The organism is Rhizobium sp. NFACC06-2 (assembly GCF_900101425.1).
In the GTDB taxonomy this organism is placed as follows: Bacteria; Pseudomonadota; Alphaproteobacteria; order Rhizobiales; family Rhizobiaceae; genus Agrobacterium; species Agrobacterium leguminum.
The window spans coordinates 74,035-96,165 of sequence record NZ_FMVA01000015.1 but is presented as its reverse complement, the minus strand read 5'-3'; the positions used below and the strand labels follow the sequence as shown (position 1 = coordinate 96,165).

The 22,131-nt window shown below is 59.9% G+C and carries 20 protein-coding genes; 8 read left to right on the top strand and 12 right to left on the bottom strand.

The annotated features are described in order from the left end of the window. The gene (locus F3H58_RS21745) at positions 1 to 903 is read right to left on the bottom strand and encodes a hypothetical protein (RefSeq protein ID WP_149743733.1); all 903 of its coding nucleotides are present in this window, start codon (positions 901 to 903) and stop codon (positions 1 to 3) included. A gap of 574 nt (positions 904 to 1,477) precedes the next feature. On the opposite strand from F3H58_RS21745, the gene F3H58_RS21740 reads away from it, so the two are divergent. Continuing rightward, positions 1,478 to 2,371: a hypothetical protein gene (locus tag F3H58_RS21740; RefSeq protein ID WP_149743732.1), complete on the top strand. Its 894-nt coding sequence runs from the start codon at positions 1,478 to 1,480 to the stop codon at positions 2,369 to 2,371. On the opposite strand, the gene F3H58_RS21735 is transcribed toward F3H58_RS21740, so the two are convergent. From F3H58_RS21735 to F3H58_RS21710, 6 genes are all read right to left on the bottom strand, one after another. Further along, entirely contained in the window at positions 2,263 to 3,066 is an 804-nt protein-coding gene (locus tag F3H58_RS21735; RefSeq protein WP_149743731.1) for an aspartate/glutamate racemase family protein, read from the bottom strand. The two genes, F3H58_RS21740 and F3H58_RS21735, sit on opposite strands and share 109 nt — an antisense overlap. Before the next feature lie 11 nt (positions 3,067 to 3,077). Next, the gene (locus F3H58_RS21730) at positions 3,078 to 3,896 is read right to left on the bottom strand and encodes an ABC transporter permease (RefSeq protein WP_149743730.1); all 819 of its coding nucleotides are present in this window, start codon (positions 3,894 to 3,896) and stop codon (positions 3,078 to 3,080) included. A gap of 4 nt (positions 3,897 to 3,900) precedes the next feature. After that, positions 3,901 to 4,812: an ABC transporter permease gene (locus tag F3H58_RS21725; RefSeq protein ID WP_149743761.1), complete on the bottom strand. Its 912-nt coding sequence runs from the start codon at positions 4,810 to 4,812 to the stop codon at positions 3,901 to 3,903. 69 nt (positions 4,813 to 4,881) lie between these two features. Next, positions 4,882 to 6,171, bottom strand: a complete 1,290-nt coding sequence (locus F3H58_RS21720) for an ABC transporter substrate-binding protein (RefSeq protein ID WP_059758747.1) — start codon at positions 6,169 to 6,171, stop codon at positions 4,882 to 4,884. Positions 6,172 to 6,200: 29 nt separating this feature from the next. Continuing rightward, the gene (locus tag F3H58_RS21715; RefSeq protein ID WP_065656057.1) at positions 6,201 to 7,286 is read right to left on the bottom strand and encodes an ABC transporter ATP-binding protein; all 1,086 of its coding nucleotides are present in this window, start codon (positions 7,284 to 7,286) and stop codon (positions 6,201 to 6,203) included. A 182-nt stretch (positions 7,287 to 7,468) separates the two neighbouring features. Further along, positions 7,469 to 8,449, bottom strand: a complete 981-nt coding sequence (locus F3H58_RS21710) for a 3'-5' exonuclease (RefSeq protein WP_149743729.1) — start codon at positions 8,447 to 8,449, stop codon at positions 7,469 to 7,471. Between the two features lie 191 nt (positions 8,450 to 8,640). Between F3H58_RS21710 and F3H58_RS21705 the strand changes: the two genes are divergently transcribed. After that, positions 8,641 to 9,543, top strand: coding sequence for a hypothetical protein (locus tag F3H58_RS21705; RefSeq protein WP_149743728.1), 903 nt, complete (start codon positions 8,641 to 8,643; stop codon positions 9,541 to 9,543). 36 nt (positions 9,544 to 9,579) lie between these two features. Here F3H58_RS21705 and F3H58_RS21700 read toward each other — a convergent pair whose 3' ends face one another. The 3 genes from F3H58_RS21700 to F3H58_RS21690 form a co-directional block, all read right to left on the bottom strand. Beyond that, positions 9,580 to 9,993, bottom strand: a complete 414-nt coding sequence (locus F3H58_RS21700; protein WP_149743727.1) for a hypothetical protein — start codon at positions 9,991 to 9,993, stop codon at positions 9,580 to 9,582. A gap of 173 nt (positions 9,994 to 10,166) precedes the next feature. Next, complete coding sequence (locus tag F3H58_RS21695) at positions 10,167 to 11,084, bottom strand: transglycosylase SLT domain-containing protein (protein ID WP_149743726.1); 918 nt, start codon at positions 11,082 to 11,084, stop codon at positions 10,167 to 10,169. Positions 11,085 to 11,386: 302 nt separating this feature from the next. Beyond that, positions 11,387 to 13,171 (bottom strand): methyl-accepting chemotaxis protein, encoded by a 1,785-nt coding sequence (locus F3H58_RS21690; protein WP_149743725.1) that lies wholly within the window; start codon positions 13,169 to 13,171, stop codon positions 11,387 to 11,389. A gap of 273 nt (positions 13,172 to 13,444) precedes the next feature. On the opposite strand from F3H58_RS21690, the gene F3H58_RS21685 reads away from it, so the two are divergent. The 6 genes from F3H58_RS21685 to F3H58_RS21660 all read left to right on the top strand — a co-directional run bounded on the left by F3H58_RS21685 (position 13,445) and on the right by F3H58_RS21660 (position 20,281). Continuing rightward, on the top strand, positions 13,445 to 13,918 hold the full coding sequence (locus F3H58_RS21685; RefSeq protein ID WP_149743724.1) for a VOC family protein: 474 nt from the start codon (positions 13,445 to 13,447) through the stop codon (positions 13,916 to 13,918). A 259-nt stretch (positions 13,919 to 14,177) separates the two neighbouring features. Then, positions 14,178 to 15,521 (top strand): extracellular solute-binding protein, encoded by a 1,344-nt coding sequence (locus F3H58_RS21680; RefSeq protein WP_004432875.1) that lies wholly within the window; start codon positions 14,178 to 14,180, stop codon positions 15,519 to 15,521. Positions 15,522 to 15,603: 82 nt separating this feature from the next. Next, a complete protein-coding gene (locus F3H58_RS21675) occupies positions 15,604 to 16,494 on the top strand; it encodes a carbohydrate ABC transporter permease (protein ID WP_065656065.1) in 891 nt (296 codons plus the stop codon). A gap of 7 nt (positions 16,495 to 16,501) precedes the next feature. Next, positions 16,502 to 17,386 (top strand): ABC transporter permease subunit, encoded by an 885-nt coding sequence (locus tag F3H58_RS21670; protein WP_149743723.1) that lies wholly within the window; start codon positions 16,502 to 16,504, stop codon positions 17,384 to 17,386. Positions 17,387 to 17,419: 33 nt separating this feature from the next. Then, positions 17,420 to 18,541 (top strand): sn-glycerol-3-phosphate import ATP-binding protein UgpC, encoded by a 1,122-nt coding sequence (locus F3H58_RS21665; protein WP_149743722.1) that lies wholly within the window; start codon positions 17,420 to 17,422, stop codon positions 18,539 to 18,541. A 414-nt stretch (positions 18,542 to 18,955) separates the two neighbouring features. Continuing rightward, on the top strand, positions 18,956 to 20,281 hold the full coding sequence (locus F3H58_RS21660) for an LLM class flavin-dependent oxidoreductase (RefSeq protein WP_149743721.1): 1,326 nt from the start codon (positions 18,956 to 18,958) through the stop codon (positions 20,279 to 20,281). Between the two features lie 96 nt (positions 20,282 to 20,377). Here the strand turns inward: F3H58_RS21660 and F3H58_RS21655 are convergent, their stop codons facing one another. Together F3H58_RS21655 and F3H58_RS21650 are read right to left on the bottom strand one after the other, a co-directional pair. Next, entirely contained in the window at positions 20,378 to 21,205 is an 828-nt protein-coding gene (locus F3H58_RS21655; protein ID WP_149743720.1) for a carbohydrate ABC transporter permease, read from the bottom strand. After that, complete coding sequence (locus F3H58_RS21650) at positions 21,202 to 22,086, bottom strand: carbohydrate ABC transporter permease (protein ID WP_188129017.1); 885 nt, start codon at positions 22,084 to 22,086, stop codon at positions 21,202 to 21,204. Before F3H58_RS21650 ends, F3H58_RS21655 begins: the two co-directional genes overlap by 4 nt. Between the last annotated feature and the right edge of the window lie 45 nt (positions 22,087 to 22,131).

Genomic DNA, 22,131 nt, shown 5'->3' with positions numbered 1-22,131 from the left:
TCACGACCCGCACTGCTTCTTCGCGTCGTCCGGCAGTCCGGCCTCGGTGGAGGAAATGAACTGCGGCACGTCTTTGGTCAGGCCGTCGATCTCGGCGGAGAGCCGCGTAACCTGACGTATTTTCGCGTCGTCAGGATTGACCTCGCTCGCTTCCTTCAGAGCGCTGGTGAAGTTGCCGACCTGAATGTTGAAGTCCTGAACCTTGACGTTGATGGTGGAGATCGCCGCTTTGAGCCTGGTGATCTGCTCCTCCAGAGTTTTCACCGCCTTCTGGTTTTCCGCGTGGCTCTGCTGTGCCGCCGCAAGCTGGCGGCGATTGTTTTCGAGCTGGTTGCGAACGCTTTCAAGAGCTGCCCGGGCATTGTCCAGCCGTGGCTGCGCGGTCCGGTATTCCCGCTCCGCATCATTCATCCAGCCCAGCGCCTTCACCGCGGCGTCACCGGCCTGGCAAATTCCCGGCAGGAAAAAGAGGACGCCGCTGCATATTTTTACTCTCTTGGCCTGCTCGTCCCTTTCCTTCCGGGCTTTTTCGAAGGTGGCCTGGCGCGCCTTGACGTTCTCGTTTTCGGACTGAACCAGCTCCTCATAGCCCTTCACGCTGGTTTCGGACTGCACCACCTGCCGCTCCAGCTCGATCTGCAGGTACATGGCCTGCCCCAGCGCCTTCTCGCGGTCGGCGCTGAGCTGCTGTTGCGCCGTCAGATGTTCCATCAGGCACACGGATCGGCGGCCGAGCAGCTCGCGGCTCGCTTCCGCCTGTTCCAGTTTCGACTGGAAAGCCGCCGTCTGCTCGGCGGTGAGGGTGGCCGCGTTCGCAATGGCCGGCTGGCCCATGGACGGAATATCGAATTGCATTGCGAAGGCCGCAAGGCCAGCAAAAACAACGTGTTTAAGTTGTATCATTTCAACCTCCTCTGGAGAATTGGGGATGAATAAAAGGGCACGACGGGCTCCATGCGCCGCCCGGCATCGCTGCCGACCGTGCCAGAGACATGGCAGTAACATTCGGATATCAGGCGGTTTCGGACGCATCGTCTGCAACGTCGTCAAGACCTAAAAAGCAACCATCAAAGATTGCATTCCGGGCAAATGGACGAAAGATTCCACATCCGATGCTTCATTCAATTATGCAATAAAAACAGTATATAACGCTATTGTCAGCGTTACTCCCGCAAACCGTTTCAAAAGGGAACACATTTTTACGCGCCCCTTAACATTCAATTTATGAGAGTATTTTTTAATACCGCTCAACGGGGCCTCGGGGGAGTGCAACAAAATGCACGCATCTTGCGGAGGGTAACCTTCCGGCTGTCACGACTGCCCTGCACGGCCGTCGTCAGCGAACAGAACTCACGTTTTCGAATTCGCCATAAAGTAGCGATGAGCAAAAAACCACGGGAGAAAGGTATCCGGAAAAGCAGGCGCCCCAGCTTCAAAGACGCACCCGAAGAGGGACTTCGCCCGGCCTCGGCCGGACATGCTTCGAGAGAGGCTGGACCTACTTGCGAACCGAATCCTGAACGACGATGCCTTTGGTGATGCTGTCGCCTATCTTTGCACCCACCTATCGACCGCTTTCAAACAGGAGCAGCGCCTCGTCCGTGCGCTCGGAGACTTCGGCGCATTCGCCACCGTCATGTGCGCCGTGGGCATCGCATCGGTCCATGGCGGGCAATTTACGCTGGCGGCGGTTCAGGCAGTCGTCGTTCCACCCGGCTGGGCATCCAGCCGCAGGACACGCGCCTTGATCGACTGGCTGGAACTGGAAAATACCGCGCAGCGTCACCCGCCCGGCGGCGATAACCGTGAGCGGCCATGGTCGCTAAATGGCTGGATTATTTCGGCAATCGAGAGGCTTGCCAGCACCTATTGCGTCGCGGCCTCGCCATGGCAAACCCTCCCGGCAACGGAGACGCCTGCGGAGGAAGCCATCGGAACGGGCATGCTTATCGACGGTGTGAGCTGGTTTTTGCGGCACGCGCAGGATTTTCCTTTTCTCTCAGAGGAAATGCGGATGTTCCTTGGGCATGCGCCTGGTTTCCTGATCCTGTTGGACCTGCTGTCCGCCGCGAAGACAGACGCGTGCGATGCGACGGGTTGCGTGTTCTCCCGCAAGGCGACGGCGCGCGCCTATGGGGTCAGCCGCGCCCATGTAACGGCCATAATCGCCAGGGCCGAGCGGTTGAACATCTTGCAAAGAAACGGACCCAGAATAGTTCTGAGCGATCTCGCATTGCAGAACGTCCGGCGCGATCTGGCCTATCAGCTCGCCTTCGTCGTTTTATGGTCAGAAGCGGTGAGAACGTCTCCGCCGTCTGCCGATGTCCCGGAGAGCCTGTCCGGCCGGAATGGCTCCAGCAATCCGCGATAGGGCTTGGAAAGCGGCGTGGCATAAGCGCCGCGCTTGGCGGTGGACAACCCCATGGACACCAGCGATTCCGCCTGCTTGACGGCCGCCGCGACGCCATCGACGACCGGCACGCCGAATTCATGGCGCAGTTCGGCGGCAAGATCCGCCATGCCGGCGCAACCGAGCACGATCGCCTCCGCCCTGTCCTCTTTCAGGGCCAGTGAGATTTCCGCGCGCAGCCTTTCACGAGCGTTCGAGGCGGGATCTTCCAGCGACAGAACCGGAATATCGGCGGCGCGCACATTGCAGCGGGCGGACATGCCATAACGATGGACAAGATGTTCCAGCGGCAGCCGCGAGCGTTCCATCGTCGTGACGATGGTGAATTTCTGGGCGATGAAGGCGGTGGCGGAGACCGCCGCCTCGCAGATGCCGATAACGGGAATATCGGCCAAGGCGCGGGCGGCATCGAGCCCGGTATCGTCGAAACAGGCGATGATCGCCGCGTCGGCTCCAAGCGCCGGCGCCTTTGCCAGCTCCAGCAGCAGGCCGGGCACGGCGAAAACCTCGTCGTAATAACCTTCGATGGAGACAGGCCCCATGGACGAGGTAACGGCCATTATGTCCGTATCGCGGCCGGCTATCCGCGTCGCGGCGTCGGCGATGGTCGCGGTCATGGATTGCGTGGTGTTGGGATTGATGACGAGAATGCGCATTTTACGTTTCTTTATCCGCGTGAATGGCGGCGATTGAGCGTGACGATCAGGCCGAGCGTGGCCGCGATCACCAGGAAGGAAAACAGGGTTGTAACAGCACCGAGCGCATAAAGCACCGGCGTCGTGACATTGGTGGTCATGCCGTAGATTTCCAGCGGCAGCGTGTTGTAGGTGCCTGACGTCATCAATGTGCGGGCGAACTCGTCATAAGAAAGCGTGAAGCCGAAAAGCCCGACGCCGATCAGGCTTGGTGCGATCATCGGCAGCACCACATGGGCGAAGGTCTGCCAGGAGGATGCGCCGAGATCCCGGGCCGCTTCCTCATAGGACGGCGAAAAGCGGTTGAAGACGGCTAGCATGATGAGCACGCCGAAAGGCAGCGTCCAGGTGAGATGCGCGCCGAAGGCGGACGTATACCATGACGGCTCCAGCCCGAGCTGCTGGAACAGAACGCCGATGCCGAGCGAAATGATGATCGACGGCACCACGAGGCTTGCGACCGACAGATAGAACAACGGCGTCGCCCCGATGAATTTGCGCCGGAAGGCAAGGCCCGCCAGCAGCGAGACCAGCACGGTAACGGCCATGACCATCAGCCCAAGACCGAAGGAACGGCGGAAGGAGCCGCCGAAATCGCCGACGGCCTGCTGTTCGAAAAGATTGCCGAACCAGTGCAGCGAAACGCCGTTCAGCGGGAAAGTCAGGCCGCCATTGGGCCCCTGAAAGGCGAGGATGAGGATGGCCGACAGCGGACCGTAAAGAAACAGCACGAAGAGGGCGAAAAAGAAGGCGAGGACATAGAATTCGCGGCCGCGTTTTTCCTGATGCATGGGATCAAAGCTCCTTGCGGATATCGACGATGCGCAGGATGCCCGCGACCATCAGAAGAACGAGGATGAGCAGGATGACGGCGTTCGCAGCGGCGGCCGGATATTGCAGCAGCGACATCTGATTCTTCATCATCAGCGCCACCGAGGCGCTCTGGCCGCCGGACATGACCTGAACCGTGGAGAAATCGGCCATGACCAGCGTGACGACGAAGATGCTGCCGATGGCCATGCCGGGCTTGGCGAGCGGAATGATGACGTTGGTGAGCGTCTGCCATCCCGTGGCGCCAGCGTCGCGCGCTGCCTCGATCAGCGATTTGTCGATACGCATCAGCGTGTTGAAGATCGGCGTGACCATGAACAGCGTATAAAGATGCACCATGGCGAGCACCACGGCGAAATCCGAATAAAGCAGCCATTCGATCGGTTCGGGAATGATGCCGGTGCCGACCAGGGCGCTGTTGACGAGGCCGTTTCGCCCAAGCACCGGAATCCAGGAAATCATGCGGATGATGTTCGACGTCAGGAACGGCACGGTGCAGACGAGGAAGAGCACCATCTGCATGGTGGTGGTGCGGATGTGGAAGGCAAGGAAATAGGCGACCCAGAAACCGCAGAACAGCGTGATCGCCCAGACCATGGCGGCATATTTCAGGGTGTTGAGATAGGTCTGCCATGTGACCCAGGAGCCGAGCGTTTCCAGATAGTTGAAGGTCACGAAATCGGGATACATCTGGGCGAAATCGTAATCCCAGAAGCTGACGACGGCGATCATGAGGATCGGCAGAGCCAGGAAAAAGCCGAGGATCAGCAAAAGCGGCGCGGCCTGAACATAGGACACGAGCTTTTGCGGCAGTGCGAAGCTGCGGGGCGGCCTGTCCTTTTTGTCGCTGACGCCGATGAGTCTGACCGTCACCATCATGAAGCCTTTCGCTGTTTATGGGCAGGCACCGGCGGCATTGGCCGCCGGCACCGTCTTTTCAGGACATCAGGCCGCGATGAATTCGTTCCAGCGGCGGACCATGTAGCGGTCCTCGTCCATGACGGAGTTCCAGCACGCGACCTTGCCCATGCGTTCCTCGAAGGAGCCGCCATCGCGCACCGCGCCGGCCTTTTCCATGACCTTGCCGTCGGGCGCGATGATGTCGCCCTGCGCCGGCTTGCCTTCGACCCAGTAGCCCCACTCGTCGGCGGTCATGTGCTCCTTCGCCGTTTCCATTGCGGCGGAATAATAACCCTGACGGTTGAGATAAGCGCCGACCCAGCCGGAGGTGTACCAGTTGATATATTCATAGGCCGCATCGAGTTTCGCGCCCGAAAGGTGCTTCGCAAGCCCGAGACCGCCGCCCCAGGAGCGATAACCTTCCTTCAGCGGCTGGTATTTGCAGGCGATGCCCTTGGAACGGACCGCGGCGACTGCGGGCGACCACATGGACTGGATGATGACTTCGCCCGACGCCATGAGGTTGACGCTTTCGTCGAAGCTCTTCCAGAAGGCGCGGAACTGGCCGTCCTTCTTCGCCTTGATGAGGAAGTCGATGGTCTTGTCGATCTCCTCCTTGGTCATGTTGCCCTTGTCGGCATATTTGATGTTGCCCATGGCTTCCATGATCATCGCCGCATCCATGATGCCGATGGAGGGGATGTTGAGAATGGAGGTCTTGCCCTTGAACTTCGGGTCCATGATATCGGCCCAGCTGGAGATATCGCGGCCGACGAGATCGGGGCGGATGCCGAGCGTATCGGCATTGTAGATGGTCGGGACCATGGTGAAATAATCGGTCTCGCCCTTCGCAAATGTCTTGTCGCCGGGCTTTTCGACGAAACCGACGGTGTGCGGGGCCGTGCCCTGCGCCACGACGCTGTCCGGCTTCAGCTTGCCGTTTTTGAACAGCGGCACGATCTTGTCGTAATATTTCAGCTTCTTGATTTCCATCGGCTGGATGACGCCGGCCGGATAGACCTTCTTCAGGATCCAGTATTCGATATCGGCGATGTCGTAGGAATTCGGCTGGGTGACGGCGCGCTGGGCGGCGGCATCCGAATCCGTAGCCGTCATTTCGAGCGTGATGCCGAGATCGGCCTTGCACTTTTCGGCAATGGCGTTGAGGTTCGACACGCCGGTGCCGAACTGGCGGATGGTGATCGGGTTCTGCGCCCAGATGGTCGGGAAGCCGGTGATGAGGCCGGAGCCGATTGCGGCACCCGTGGCGGCAGCGCCCGCCTTCAGGAGGCCGCGGCGGGAAAGGCCCTTTTTGCTGTTGGTGGTATCGGTCATTTCAAAGTTCTCCTCTGGTTATTTTTGGGTCACTTCTCTACCCGGCCGAGCACGATGGCATCGGCCGCATTCCATGAAAGCGGTATGGCGTCTCCGGTCCTGACCGGATTTTCGAAGAAGGCGGCATCGCTGAGGATGACGTTGAAATCCTCGATTCCCGCGCCGGTGACGGCGATCTTCACGCTGGCGCCGCGATATTCGACATTCGAGACGATGCCGGTGAAACCGAGGCCCGGTTGCTGCGCCTCCCCGACGCGGACGCGGTCGGTGCGCACGGCGATATCGACCGCGCCGTCATCCGGGGCGACGCCGCTCGCCGTAAAAGTGCCGCCGCCCGCCACTTCGAGCGTAACGAGATCATCCGTTTTTTCCCGGTAACGCCCGGAAATGACATTGTGGTCGCCCATGAAGCGGGCAACGAAGGCGGTGGCGGGACGCTCGAACACCTCACGCGGGGTGGCTGCCTGTTCGATGCGGCCGTCATTCATGACGACGATGATATCGGCGAGCGCCATGGCCTCTTCCTGGCTGTGGGTGACATGCACGAAGGTGATGCCGAGCGAGGTCTGAAGCTTTTTCAGCTCGGCGCGCATGCGGATCTTGAGGAACGGGTCAAGCGCCGAAAGCGGCTCGTCCAGCAGCAGCGCCTCGGGATCGGTAATCAGCGCACGCGCCAGCGCCACGCGCTGCTGTTGCCCGCCGGAAAGCTGGGCCGGACGACGGCTGGCATAGGGTTCCAGCTGCATCAGCCGCAGCATTTCGAGCGCCTTCGCCCGGCGGGTTTCCTTGTCCACGCCCTTCATCTTGAGGCTGAAAGCGACATTGTCGACGAGATCGAGGTGCGGAAACAGCGCATAGGACTGGAACATCATCGCCGTGCCGCGCCGGGCGGGAGGAAGATCGGTGACGACTGTATTGCCGAGCCGGACATCGCCGCTGGAGATGCTTTCGTGGCCGGCAATCATCCGCAATGTCGAGGTCTTGCCGCAGCCCGACGGGCCAAGCAGGCAGCAATAGCTCCCGGCGGGAATCTTGAGGCTTATCGCATGCACGGCGGTGGTGTTGCCGTAAATCTTGGATACGGACGCGATGTCGATTGCTGCGGCTTTGCTCATAAACACTCTCCTGCGACGTCTTTGTCATGCAGGAGGCGTGCCAATCGGCTTAGCCATTGATGTAAAATGATATTTTTTTGCGCTTTGGAGACCCGTGCGCGGACCTGCCCAAATTTACAGCGATTGTTTTCGATTCATTGCAGAAATTGTATGCAATCTGAAAGCCCGAAATACCCCGCGCTTCACCCGGCCCTGAACCGGTCGAAAGCGGTGAGATATTTGACCGTCGGATCGGCATCCCAGCGATAGATTTCGGTCCGCAGGAAATGCAGCTCCTCTTCGAGCTTTTCCTCCGGCAGCTCCACCCACCAGGATTTCGGCCGGCCATCGGAGCCGTCCGACCAGCGATAGCCCCGCTTTTTCAGATGATCCTTCATGTCGAACGGGCTGTTTTCCGCGTAGAGGCGCACCCTCGAGCGCCGGCTTGCCTCATCAAGTTCGGCAAAGGGCGTGCTGCTCTGGCCGGGGCGCGTCTGCTCCAGCACTTCCAGCAGGGCGAAACAATCGTCTACCGCGCGATGGCCATCGTGGAAATAGCCGGATTGGCCGATCAGATAACCGAGCTTGTTGCCCTCGAAACCACGCGCGCGCCAGTCTATTTCCGAAACGGAGCAGGCCCATGCCTTGTCGCGGAAGATCGGCGAAAACGCCTCGCAAAAGGGCCGGTCGAAACCGGCATTGTGGGCGATGATCAGATCGGCATGGGCAATGAGGGAGGTCAGCCGGTCCATGTCTATCGACTGTCCCGCGACCATCTCGTCGGTGATCCCGGTCAGGCGGGTGATTTCTTCCGGAATGGCGACACCCGGCTGCCGCAACCCGCCATAGATGCCGGTGACATCGCCGATTGTGCCGTTATCGTCGAATGTGAAGGCGATGACGCCGATTTCGATGATCTCATCGGTGCGATGGTCGAGACCCGTCGTTTCCGTATCGAGGATCACACCCTGACGGGCAAATTCCGGCCTTGGCCGATCAACGACCGCGCGCGGCTGCAGCCGGCGCAGGACACGATAATTACCGGTGGATTCAAGATATGCGGCAAGGGCCTCATCGTCCGTACCGGTCTTTTGGGCCGTTTCGCGACCACCCGCTTTTCGCCCTCTTTCAGCCTGCGGAAACCGCGCTGCCGCGGGTGCGAAAAAATCCAACTGGGAGGTCATTATGCGCCTGTCCGCCTTGCCCGGAAATCAAGATTGAGTATTCCAGCATATGCGCACAGGCTCACGGTAACAACAGCGGTCGCTCTCATCCACAGAAACGGCATATCTCACAGGGTACAGTTAAGGGTTGCGGCTTCAATTTAGGATGGTAAAAAAAGCGCACCGTTCCCGTGTTTCAGGAGAGAAGAAGAATGCCGCTTCCATCGCCTTCCAACCCGAAAACGCTCGCTGACCAGAGCCGGCTGAAGCTGTTTCCGCTGCAAAGCGGGCCGCATTTCGCCAATGCAGGCCTCACCAACGGGGCAAGCGGCATTGTCTTTACGGGCTATACGCGCGATGCGAGCCTCGACAACGAGGCCTTCTCCTGCTGCGGCAGCTACACCCTGCGCAACTCCGTCCACGCCGCGATTGCCGGCACGACAAGCGACAATTGCACGGTCTTTGCCCTGAAGAGCATCATCAACCAGCGCCCATGCCTGGCGGTCGGGAAGTTCGACCCGGATGGCAAGCCGCTGGCATTGTCGAAGTCGGAATTTGAAGAGGTCACCAAACCCCTGTTCCAGTTCGCGGACAAGGTATCGCCGATTCTCGGCAGCGAGCCGGCGCCGGGCATCCAGATCCGCAGCGGCGACGCCTCCTACAATTATCAGGTGGACGCACGCAGCGGCCGCTTCCGCTTCACCTATAAGGATGCCATGAACGGCGGTCGTTTCGGACCTTCGGCCGATGGCAATTTTTCCCTGGAACATGACGGCCATCGCCTCGCCAGAATAAGCGCCGGCGGCAGCTATAGCAGCTCGGACAATTCGATTGCCGCCTCGGCCTATCGCGACATCGATTCCCGCGGTTTCGAGACGACGGTGCGCAGCGGCCAGGCCTCCGCCATGTTCGGAAGAACCTACACGGAAAATGCCATTACCCGCAAAATCGGCGTCGGTTACGGCGACACCTCATTCCGGCGCGAGGATACGCCGGGAGGAACGATCAAGGAAACCCTTGGGCACAAGATGGACAAGGTCACGCTTGAAGTCTCCCGCACGCGCGACCGGGCGAAGGGCACCGAATATATGCTGACGATCAAGATGGAGCTTTGAGGCTTCGGCAAGCGGAGCGGCCGCGACAGCAGTTCCTCAGGTGGCTTGGCTGTCGAGAAGGTTCTCGCAATTGGCCGGATTGCCGATGATCTCGCTCGTCCTGATGATGGAGGCGGCATCTGCGGTTATCTTGATGATGCAGTCGCGGCGATGCTCCTTGATCTTCATGCCCTCGGTTTCCGAGACCTGCGCCTGCCCGTCGACGGTCTTGACTTCGCGCCTGTTGCTGAGGCCGGCATAAATCTCCCTGTCTACTTTCAGCCAGTAGGATTCGGTTTCGCCGTTTTCGATGATGACCTTGTTCGGGCGGCCGAGTCGGGCGATGGCGGCCTCGCGCGGTTGCCCGACGAAATCGGCGACAGTGCGGGAAATCCCCGTCTCGCCGGCGCTGGTGCACGCCGCAACGACGACCAGCACGGTCGCCAGACATCCTCTTTCAAGCCATCTCATTTCCAGATCATTCCCTACAAAACGTCAGCGGCCGCGGTTGTCGGCCAGCGTCCGGGGGCAAATCTAGGCACGATCATTTTGCACGGAAAGATCGAACGGCCGCAAAGCCGATCAACTTCTTATGATCAGCCCTGTCGCGGGAAGACGATTGGTCCGTCCGGCGCGCGCCGTTTTTACCTGTTGCGGAACACGGTGCAGGGAACGCCCGCGCGCCGGATATCGCCACAAAGCGCGTTGGCTTCGGCTCTGGTCTCCCGGCCGATGCGGGCGGCATAACGCGGCCGCGAACCGAAATTGCCGCCCCGCTGCCGCACGATCAAAGCCCGCTCGGCATTCAGCGGTTCCGAAAGCTGCAGGATCGCCCGGGTGAAAAGCCGGTTCGCCACGGCCGGATTATAATGCGCCGCAAGCTGCACGCCCCAGGGCGCCCAGTCGGCCGATGCAATGAGAACGGGATCGTTCATAGTGCGGGTGTCAGCGAGACGCACGCAGGCATCAAGGAAGGAACGGTTGTCATCCAGCGCCGGAGACGCCTTTTCCGGCGGATTGTCCTTCCATGTCTCCACCGGATAACCGGTGATCGCAAACACATAATCGCGGGTTTCGGTGGGCAGGCGGCCGTTGGCGATAAAGTTCCGCAAGCCCGCCTCCCCCGCATTGTAAGCTGCGGCGGCAAGGCCGAAATTGCCGAACTGCACGTTCAATTCGGAGAGATATCGGGAAGACGCCTCAAGCGCGGCGATGATGTTGAAACTGTCTTCGAGACCGCGCAACCGGGCCGTTCCCGGCATGAACTGGGCAATGCCCTCCGCCCCCTTCGGACTGACCGCATTGGGCCGGAACAGGCTTTCCCGCCAGATCAGCCGGGCGAAATAATCCGGCGGAACGGCATGGCGGGCGGCAAGGACCTCAATGGCATGGCAAAGATCGTTATTGTAACTGCCGGCATTGATGCACAGGTCCGGCGCGACATCATGGCTATAGGCGCAGGCGGCTTTTTTCCCGGCGGGCTCTTCGGCTTGCGCCGCGCCGAAGGCTGCGGTCAGCACACACAGCGCAAGAGCCGTGCGGCTTGTCGATATCCCTGCCAAGCGAAAGCCCCCGAAAATTCCAGACACGATGTGCCGATTATCGGCCAATCCGGAAGATATGCCCAGCTTTCCGGCTTGTCATCACGTATCGAACATCGAATGGACTGGCGTGATCGGACGGGGCTCGGACGGCGGGCAGCCCCTTTTAAAGTCAGTCGTGGAGGATCAACATTCTCTCGGCGTCATCCTCGGCCCTGTGCCGAGGATCTAATCACGTCGAACAAAATCAATACGTTGCAGATCCTCGGGACAAGCCCGAGGATGACGTGGGCGTGATTGGCTCGGCTTGCTGAGGCCGCACCCTAAAAGTCCTGCCACTCCTCATGCTTGACGGCAACCGCTGCGGAACCGCGCGCCGCAAGCGGGCGGGGTGCGCTGCGATGCGAGCTCACCGGCGCGGATTGCTGCTCGAAGCCGCTGCGCGCTGAGGCGGAGGATCGGGCCATGTCCTCGAACCGGAATTGCCCGAGAAGCTCGAACAGGGCCGCCGCTTCCCGCGCAAGGCTGTGGCTTGCGGCGGTCTGCTCCTCCACCATCGCGGCATTCTGCTGGGTACCCTGATCGACGGTGTTGACCGCCTGATTGATTTCCGCAAGCGCCGTGGATTGCTCGCGCGCGGCATCGACAATCGCCACGACATTGGTGTTGATATCCCGCACCTGCTCGGCGATTTCCTGCAGGGCCGAACCCGCCCGGGTGACGAGGCCAACGCCGTTTTCCACCTGCGCGCCGGAGGCATTGATCAGGCTCTTGATTTCCTTGGCGGCCGTTGCGGAACGCTGCGCGAGTTCGCGAACCTCCTGCGCAACCACGGCAAAACCCTTGCCCGCTTCACCCGCGCGGGCGGCTTCCACGCCTGCATTCAATGCCAGAAGATTGGTCTGGAAGGCGATTTCGTCAATCACGCCGATAATGTTGGAAATCTCGCGCGATGATTTTTCGATCTGGTCCATTGCGCCGATCGCATCGCGCACCACCTGGCCCGAATGTTCCGCATGGTCACGGGCACGGGCGACGATCTTGCCCGCCTCTTCGGCGCGGCGGCTCGAATCGTTGACGGCGGTGGTGATTTCTTCGAGCGCGGCTGCCGTTTCCTCGATGGAGGCGGCCTGCTGCTCCGTGCGTCTGGCGAGATCGTCGGCAGCGGACCTGATCTCGTTGGAACCGGACGAAATGGCGCCGGCATTTTCAGACACCAGCGTCATGGCCCTTTTCAGCTTTTCCGAAGCCGCGTTGAAATCCGTGCGCAATCTTTCAAGCGAGGGGATGAAGGGTTTGTCGATGCTCTGGGCAAGATCGCCCTCGGCCAGATCGGTGAGACATTGCGCCAGCTTTTCGACGTTTTCGACGCGGCCGGTCACGTCGGTCGCGAATTTGACGACCTTGAACACCTTGCCGTTGAGATCGAAGATCGGGTTATAGGACGCCTGAATGAAGACCTTGCGGCCGCCCTTGCCAAGCCGCATGAACTCATCCGCCACGAGATCGCCGCCGGCCAGCCTTTCCCAGAACTGCTTATATTGCGACGACTGCGTATAGGCCGGTTCGCAGAACATGGAATGGTGCCTGCCCTGCACTTCCGCCAGCGAATAACCGAGCGCGGCCAGAAAATTCTCGTTTGCAGTCAAAACCTCGCCGTTCGGAGAGAATTCGATGATGGCCTGCGCCCGTGACAGGGCGTCGATCTTGCCCGCATCTTCCGCCGCCTTCAGCTTGCGGTCGGTAATATCGGTGGCGATCTTGACTACCTTCACCGGCTTGCCGCGACGAAACACCGGATTGTAGGACGCCTCGATCCAGACTTCCCGGCCGCCCTTGCCGATGCGCTTATATTGCCGCTGATCGAACTGGCCGGCCGAAAGCTTGGACCAGAAGGCCTTGTAGTCCTGCGAGGACACGACCGCAGGCTCCACGAACATGCTGTGGTGCCTGCCGACGATTTCCGAAAGCTCGTAACCGAGCGCCCGACAGAAATTCTCGTTGGCGTTGAGAATTTTTCCCGAAAGGTCGAATTCAATGATGGCCTGGGATTTGGAAAGCGCGGCAAGAACCGCAAAAGCATTGGCACCACGATCAAGAATACTCACGCGCAGTCCTCCATTAGAAAGGGATGATTTCTATTCAAAATCATTCGTGAATATTATGATTACATTCTTAAATAATATTTAAGGATAAAGTTGATGTTCGTCATCTGAAGTTGCAGATACCGTGGCAATGTGTTGCCTGCCGGTTTTTTCTCGCCGCCTTTTTTTGGGAACGTTCGGCGCATGGTCGCATTCTATACCGAATGGGGAACCGGCAATGGCCGGCGAATTTTCGCGCCGGCCCGACGACGATTTCAATTTGGGAGGAACACACAAATGGAAAAGAACACGATCTGTATCTGGTACGACAAGGATGCCGAGGCCGCAGCCAGATTTTATGCCGAAACCTTTCCGGATAGCGCGGTAACCGGCGTTCACCATGCGCCGAGCGACTATCCCTCCGGCAAGAAGGGAGATGTGCTGACGGTGCAGTTCACCGTGGCAGGCGTTTCCTGCATCGGCCTCAATGGCGGGCCGGTCTTCAAGCAGAGCGAGGCTTTCTCGTTCCAGATATCGACCGAAGACCAGGAAGAAACCGACCGTTACTGGAACGCCATCGTCGGCAATGGCGGGCAGGAAAGCGCCTGCGGCTGGTGCAAGGACAAATGGGGCGTTTCCTGGCAGATCACGCCGCGCGTGCTGATGGAAGCCATGGCCGCCGGCGGCGCGGAGGCCAAACGCGCCTTCGACGCGATGATGGACATGAAGAAAATCGACGTCGCCACCATCGAGGCTGCACGTCGAGGTTGATTGGAAAAAGCTGTTCAGCAAGAAGTGGCAACGCAATCCGGAAACAGTAAGCGCTTGATAAACAAGGTTATATTCCGATTTTCCGCATTTATCGCACTTTTTTCGCCGCGCAGAATACGCTGCGCGGCCAGTCATCATAAAACGTTCAACAAAATGTAAGCGATCCGTTAAATACGACTGTTAGCAGAGCCCGTGGCTACGTGCCGGGGACATGAGGTCCTTGCCGAGCAGGCCATCATTCCATCAACGGGGCTAACTCATGAAATCTTCCGCTCTGACTTCCTTCGTGGCCGGCGTCGCCATCGCCGCCGCCTTCGGCGCCACCGCCGCCCAGGCAGAAAAGACCAAGTTCGAATTCTGGTACGGTCTTTCCGGCGATCTCGGCGACCGCGTGCAGGACACCTGCAAGAAGTTCAACGACTCCCAGGCCGAATTCGAGATCGTCTGCACCTCGCAGAACGATTACGAATCCACCCTGCAGAACACCATTGCCGCCTATCGCGCCAAGAAGCAGCCCGCCATCACCCAGATTTATGACGCCGGCACACTGGACATGATGCTGTCCAAGGCTTTCGTTCCCGCCAAGAAGCTGATGGCCGACAATGGCTACAAGATCGACTGGAACAATTATTTCCCCGGCATCGCCAATTATTACGCTACGGCTTCGGGTGAATTGAACTCCTTCCCCTATAATTCTTCGACCGCGATGTTCTATTACAATGTCGACGCTTTCGAAAAAGCCGGCATCACCTTCAAGCCCGATACCTGGGAACAGGTCGAAGAAGCTTCCAAGAAGCTGAAAGCCGCCGGCTTCGAATGCCCGCTCGCCTTTAACTTCGACACATGGATGCTGATGGAGCAATTCTCCGCCATCCACAACCAGCCGATCGCCACCAAGGCCAACGGTTATCAGGGTCTGGACGCGGAACTTGCGATCAACAAGACCAAGTTCGTCGACCACGTGAAATTCTTCAAGAAGATGCAGGACGAGAAGCTGTTCGTCGTCAAGACCAAGCAGCTCGGCATGGATATCCTGCCGGCCTTCACCTCGCAGACCTGCCAGATGTTCATGACTTCCATCGCCAACCACGGCACCGTCGGCAAGTCCATGCCGGAAGGCGTGAAGTGGGACGTCGCCATGCTGCCGATCTGGAAGGGCACGGAGCGTCACAACTCGCTGGTCGGCGGCGCTTCGCTGTGGGTCATGGCCGGTCGTCCGGAAGCCGAATACAAGGGCGCTGCCGCGTTCCTGAACTTCATCGCCCAGCCTGATATGGTTGAGTGGTGGTCGACCGTTACCGGTTACATCCCGGTCACCAAGACCGGCTTCGACGCCATGAAGGCCAATGGTTTTTACGACAAAGCTCCCTATAAGGGCCGCGAAAAGGCCATCGAGAGCCTGACCTTTACGCCGCCTTCCGAATACACCCGCGGTATCCGCCTCGGCGGTTTCACGCAGATCCGCAAGGAAGTCGCCACCTCGCTCGAAGCCATCTTCATGCAGAACGCCGATATCCAGGCTGAACTCGACAAGGCCGTCGAGCGCGCCAATACCGGCCTGCGCCGCTTCGAAAAGACCTATGAAGGCGCCAAGCTGAACTAAGCGTTCTTTCATCGCCGTCAAAGGCCTGTCCGGACAGTCGTTCGGGCAGGCCCGCCGAAATCTCGAACTCTGCCGGACTCCAATGGAAAAGCGTACCGTCTTCAAAAGCACATGGCTGCCTGTGCTCTTCGCCCTGCCGCAGTTTCTGCTTATCCTTCTGTTCTTCTATTGGCCGGTTGCGGCAGTGCTGAACTGGGCATTCACCCTGGAGCCGCCTTTCGGCGGCCAGGCGGAATTCGTCGGTTTAGCCAATTTCATCGAAACCTTCGGCGATCCGCTTTATTGGCAATCGATCCTCACCAGCCTGATATTTGCGGTCGCCGGGCCGTTTTTCGCGATCCTCATCGGCCTCGTGCTCGCCCTTGCGGTCGATCGCCAGCTTCCCGGCTCCGGCTTTTTCCGGGTGCTTTATATCCTGCCCTATGCGATCGCCGGTCCCGCCGCCGGCATGGCCTTCCGCTTCATCCTGTCGCCGGAACGCGGCATCGCCGCATCGCTGAATGCCTGGTGGCCCGATATCTGGAACCCGGCCAAATATGGCGAGCACGCGCTCATCCTCGTCATTGTTATCTTCATCTGGAAATGGGCGGGCTACACCTTCATCTTCCTGTTCGCCGGCCTGCAATCCGTGCCGCGTTCGCTGACCGAGGCCGCGGCCATGGACGGTTCCGGGCCCATTCGCCGCGCCATCGACATTCAGGTGCCGCTGCTTGCACCCACACTGTTCTTCCTCACCGTCATCATGATGACCGAGGGTTTCGTCGGCGCCGATACGTTCGGCATCGTCGCCTCCACCACGGAGGGTGGCCCCAACCACGCCACCGAAGTGATGGTCTACCGCATCGTCAGCGAGGCCTTCGAGGGACTGAACTATTCCGGCGCCTCGGCGCAGAGCCTCGTCCTCATCGGGCTCATCATGGTCTTCACCTTCATCCAGTTCCGCTTCGTCGAGCGGCAAGTCCATTACAAGTGAGGCGGCGATGATCCAGCGCACACCCTATGCCGACGCCCTGACCTATGCGATCATGGTGGCCGGCTTCTTCCTGCTCATCGGCCCCTTCATCGTCGTCATTTCCGGCGCCAGCCAGTCGGTCCAGCAGGTCAACAGCGTCCCCTTCAGCTTCATGCCGCAGGGCGAATTCTTCACCAATGCGCAGGCGGCCTGGCAACGCGCCAATCTTGGCAACGCCCTCCTCAACAGTATCATCATGGCGACGCTGGTGACCATCGGCAAGGTGGCCCTTTCGGCCTTCACCGCCTTCGCCATCGTGTTCTTCCGCTCGCCGCTCAGGCATCTATTCTTCTGGACGGTGTTCATCACCCTGATGCTGCCGCTCGAAGTGCGCGTGGTGCCGACCTATTCGGTCGCCGCCGATCTGTTCCAGCCGTTCCGCTCCATCCTCGGCCTGTTCGGCATCGAGGTCACCTTGGAATGGAACCTGCTGAACTCCTATGCCGGCCTCACCCTGCCGCTGATCGCCACCGCCACCGGCACTTTTCTCTACCGGCAGTTCTTCATGACGATCCCGGACGAGCTGGCGGAGGCCGCGCGCATGGACGGTTCGGGTGCGGCGCGTTTCTTCGTGGACATGCTGCTGCCGCTGTCGCGCACCAACATGCTGGCGCTCACCACCATCATGTTCGTTTACGCCTGGAACCAGTATCTGTGGCCGCTGCTGATGATCACCGATCCGTCCTACAAGACGGTGATGATGTCGCTGCGCGCGCTTCTGCCCGCCGATGACGGCACGCCGGACTGGAACGTCACGCTGGCCGGTTCCCTCATCATCATCCTGCCGCCGCTTCTCGTCGTGGCCTTCCTGCAACGCTGGTTCGTCCGCGGCCTCGTCTCGTCCGACAAGTAACAGCGCGGCTTTCAACAACAAGGTTTTCCCATCATGGCTCAGATCGATATTCGTCAGGTCCGCAAATCCTATGGCAAGACGCCCACCCTGCACGGCGTGGACCTCACTTTCGACTCCGGCGAATTCGTCGTCATCCTCGGCCCATCAGGCTGCGGCAAATCCACGCTTCTGCGCATGATCGCCGGTCTGGAGGACATCACCTCCGGCGAGATCGCCATTGGCGGGCGGGTGGTCAACACACTGGAACCGCGCGAGCGCGGCTGCGCCATGGTGTTCCAGAACTACGCGCTTTATCCGCATATGTCGGTGGCCGGCAATATCGGCTATGCGCTGAAAGTCGCCGGCGTTCCGAAGGCTGAACGCCAGCGCCGCATCGAGGAGACCGCAAAGATCGTCGGCCTTTCCGATTATCTTGAGCGCAAGCCCGCGGCCCTTTCCGGCGGCCAGCGCCAGCGCGTCGCCATGGCCCGCGCCATCATCCGCGAACCTGCCGTGTTTCTTTTCGATGAGCCGCTCTCCAACCTCGACGCCAAGCTGCGCGTGACCATGCGCGCCGAAATCCGCAAGCTGCACCAGCGCCTCTCCGCCACCTCCATTTTCGTCACCCATGATCAGGTGGAAGCCATGACGCTGGCCGACCGGCTGGTGGTGATGAACAGGGGTAATGTCGAGCAGGTCGGCCATCCGCTGGATATCTATCACCGTCCCGCCAGCACCTTCGTCGCGTCCTTCATCGGTTCGCCCGCCATGAACCTGTTCAGCACAAGGGTGGAGGTGGAATCCGCTGCCGTGATGCTCGCCGGCACGCCGGTCAAACTTTTCCCCGAAACCGCGCTAGAACTGCGCGGCCGCGACGTGACGGTCGGCATCCGCCCGGAACAATGCGTCGTCAGCACGGATGGCGCCGGCGTGCCGGCGATCGTGGATTTCGTCGAAGAACTGGGCTCGGGCCGCATCGTGCATGCCGATATCGCCGGCGAGACCTTCTCCGCCGCCATCGGCGAGGATCTCTCGGTCAAACCCGGCCAGCGCATCCATCTGGACCTCCCCCCCGTCCACCTCCATTTCTTCGACCCGGCCACCGGCAAGCGGATCGAAACGGAAGCCGCCGTCGAAACCACCCGTATCGGTAACGAGAAACTGCTGGCGGTTTAGCGGCCGTACAAGACGTGTCCGGTGCGGTTTCGGATATAGTCCACCCGCACCGGCTCCGGAAGCGATGATGTCGGATGACCAAGCCGGATAAGTCATATTAGAAAACATGTTTAATATACTGATATTGATACGTTTTCTCATAGGCATTTGACAGAGAAGCATCCGTCGCCAACTGTCTTGCCGCGGCCACTGCGCCGTTGCACTTCAAAGACGACCGAGCGGCTACCGCCACGGGATCATCGCCAGATGCAGAATTTCAGCAAAAATCTTTCGGTTCGGAAATCATAATCGGAATAGTCTTTGCCGCGCCGATCCCCCGGCGGGGATATCGTCGCGACAAGCAAAGCCCTGCCTGCGGCTGCAGCTCTCCGCAACGCGCCGCGCAAGCCAAAACATCGACGAAAGTGAAGCCCAATGGCAAATGATCGCAAACTGCATCTCGGCGCCTTCATGCGGCCCGTCAGTCTCCACACGGGCGCATGGCGTTATCCGGGCGCCTTCCCGGATGCGAATTTCAATTTCACCCATCTGGCGCGCTTCGCACAGCAGCTCGAGGCCGCGAAGTTCGATGCATTCTTCATGGCCGATCATCTGGCGGTGCTGAATATGCCCACCGAGGCGCTGCGCCGCAGCCACACCGTCACCTCCTTCGAGCCCTTCACCCTGCTTTCGGCTCTCGCCGCCGTCACCTCCCGCATCGGGCTGGTCGCCACCGCCTCCACCACCTTCGATGAGCCCTATCACGTCGCCCGGCGTTTCGCCTCGCTCGACTACCTCAGCAACGGTCGCGCCGGCTGGAACATCGTCACCACATCAAATCCCGACGCGGCCCGGAACTTCGGCCGCGAGGAACAGCCGAATCATGCCGAGCGCTATGGCCGCGCGCGCGAATTCTACGATGTCGTCACCGGTCTCTGGGATTCCTTTTCCGACGACGCCTTTATCCGCGATGTCGACAGCGGGCTGTTCTTCGATCCCGAAAAGATGCATGTGCTGGACCACAAGGGACCGGAGTTTTCCGTGCGCGGACCGCTCAACATCGCGCGCCCGGTGCAGGGTTGGCCCGTCATCGTGCAGGCCGGAGCTTCCGAGCCGGGACGCCAGCTTGCCGCCGAGACGGCGGAGGTGGTTTTTGCCGCAACACCCACGCTTTCGGCGGGCAAGGCTTTTTATAAGGACGTCAAGGACAGGACCGTCGCCGCTGGCCGTTCGCGCGACGGAATTGTCATCCTGCCGGGCGCTTTCGTTCTCGTCGGCGACAGCGTGGAAGAGGCGAAGGCCAAACGCGCCCGGCTCGACAGTCTCGTCCATTATGACAGCGCAATCGCCTCGCTTTCGATTGCGCTCGGCCACGATGTTTCCGGCTTCGATCCCGATGGTCCCCTGCCTGATATTCCGGAAACGAACGCCAGCAAATCCAGCCGTGAAAGGGTGATCGAGCTTGCCCGAAGCGAGGGCCTGACGGTGCGCCAGCTTGCCCAGCGGCTGGGTGGTTACGCGGGCCTTGCCTTCGTCGGCACACCAAAGACCATCGCCGACGAGATGGAGCAATGGCTCCATGAGGAGGGTTCGGACGGTTTCAATGTCACCTTCCCTTTCCTGCCTGCCGGCCTCGACGACTTCACGACGCAGGTGGTGCCGGAACTGCAAAGGCGCGGGCTGTTCCGCAAGGATTATGAGGGGCCGACATTGCGCGACCATCTTGGCCTGCAACGACCGGCCAATCGTTTTTTCACCTGAATAACGCGCCATCGCGCCGATTGCGCTCGCGGTAGGGAGATTTTCCACGCCACAGCTCTCAAGAACGAGGTACTGACTGCCCTGCACAATGCCCATTCACCCCTTCACACCCGACGAAATCATGATCGCCTCCGTCACGCGCCGCTGGAAGATGACATAGGCGATGATGACCGGCAGGGCCGCCAGCATGGCGACGGCCATCAGCCGCGCATAGGCGACGCCGAAAGCGTCGTTGACCTGGGTGATACCGACCGGGATCGTCATCATGTTTTCGGAAGTGACCACGAGGAAGGGCCAGAAGAAGGCGTTCCATACCGTAATGAAGGTCACGATCGCCATGGCGGTCGTGATGCCCCAGTTGAGCGGCAGATAGACCCGGAACAGGATCGTGTATTCGCCGCCGCCATCCAGCACCACCGCTTCGCGCATCTCCTTCGGCACGCTGTCGAAAAACTGCTTGTAGACGATGATGACGATGGGCGTGATCAACTGCGGCAGGATGATGCCCGCCCAGGTGTTGATGAGGTTGAGGTTCTTCATCAGGATGAACTGGGTGACGACCAGCGTCTGCGCCGGCACCATGAAGCTTGCCAGCACTATGCCATAAAGCAGCCGCCTGCCCGGAAAGCGTATCTGCGACAGCGCATAGGCGCAGAGCATGGAAATGAACAGCACCGAAATTGTGACGATGACGGCGACGCCGATAGAGTTCACATACCAGGTCATCAGCCGGGTATTGAATATCGCATTGAAATAAGCGCCGAGGCGAAACTCGTCCGGCAAAAGCGACATGTTGCCGGCAACGTTCTCATCGGCGCGAAGCGAGGTGACGAAGCTCCAGTAGAGCGGAAAAATCCAGATGAGGGCCGCCGAAAAAGTCAGCAGCGTCAGAACGAGGTTCTCGAGTTTTCTCATCGGGCTCATGAATTCCTCCGGATGCGCAGCAGCTGGAACTGGAAAACGGAAACGATGACGATCAGCAGGAAAAGCACCGTCGCGACGGCAGACGCATAACCGCCATTGTTCATCTGGAAGGCCTCGCGATAGACCTTGAGAAGCAGCACGAAGCTGGAATTGAACGGCCCGCCGCCGCTTAAAAGATAGATCTGGTCGAATATCTTCAGCTGCAGGATCAGTTGCAGCGTCAGCACCAGCGCCGTGACCGGCCACAGAAGCGGCCAGGTGACGCGGCGGAAGCGCTGCCAGGTCGTCGCGCCATCCAGAGCCGCCGCCTCATAAAGCTCGGCCGGTATATTCCGCAATCCGGCGATGAAGAGCAGCACATTGAAGCCGTTCGTCCACCAGATGGTGACGATGGCGACCATCGGCATGACCCAGTAGGGGTTCTTGAAAACGGCGACGGGTTTGCCCGCCAGCAGCGATATGACCGGCTGGAGAATGCCGAACTGCAGATCGAGCATCCACGCCCAGATTTCGGTGACGACCGAAACCGGCAGCACATAGGGCAGGAAAAACAGGCTCATGGCAATCGTCTGCTTCACGCCCGAGAGGCGGCTGATGGCGAGAGCGATCATCAGGGCGATGACGGTCGTGGGCACGACGGTCAAAAGCACGAAATAGCCGTTGTTCTTGAGCGAGGTGACGAACAGGCGGTCGCCCAGCAGCTTCGCGTAATTCTCCAGGCCGACCCAGTTTCCCTCACCGATCAGCGGCGCGTCAGTGAAGCTCATGCGCACCATCTCTATCAGCGGATAAAGAAAGAAGGTGGTGAAGACCAGAACGAACGGCGTCACCATCGACAGCGCGATCAGCGATTTCTTGCGCCGGTTTTCAATCATTGCCATGGAATGTCTCCGGGAGCTTGCGCATTGCAGCCTGCCCTCCGGCTT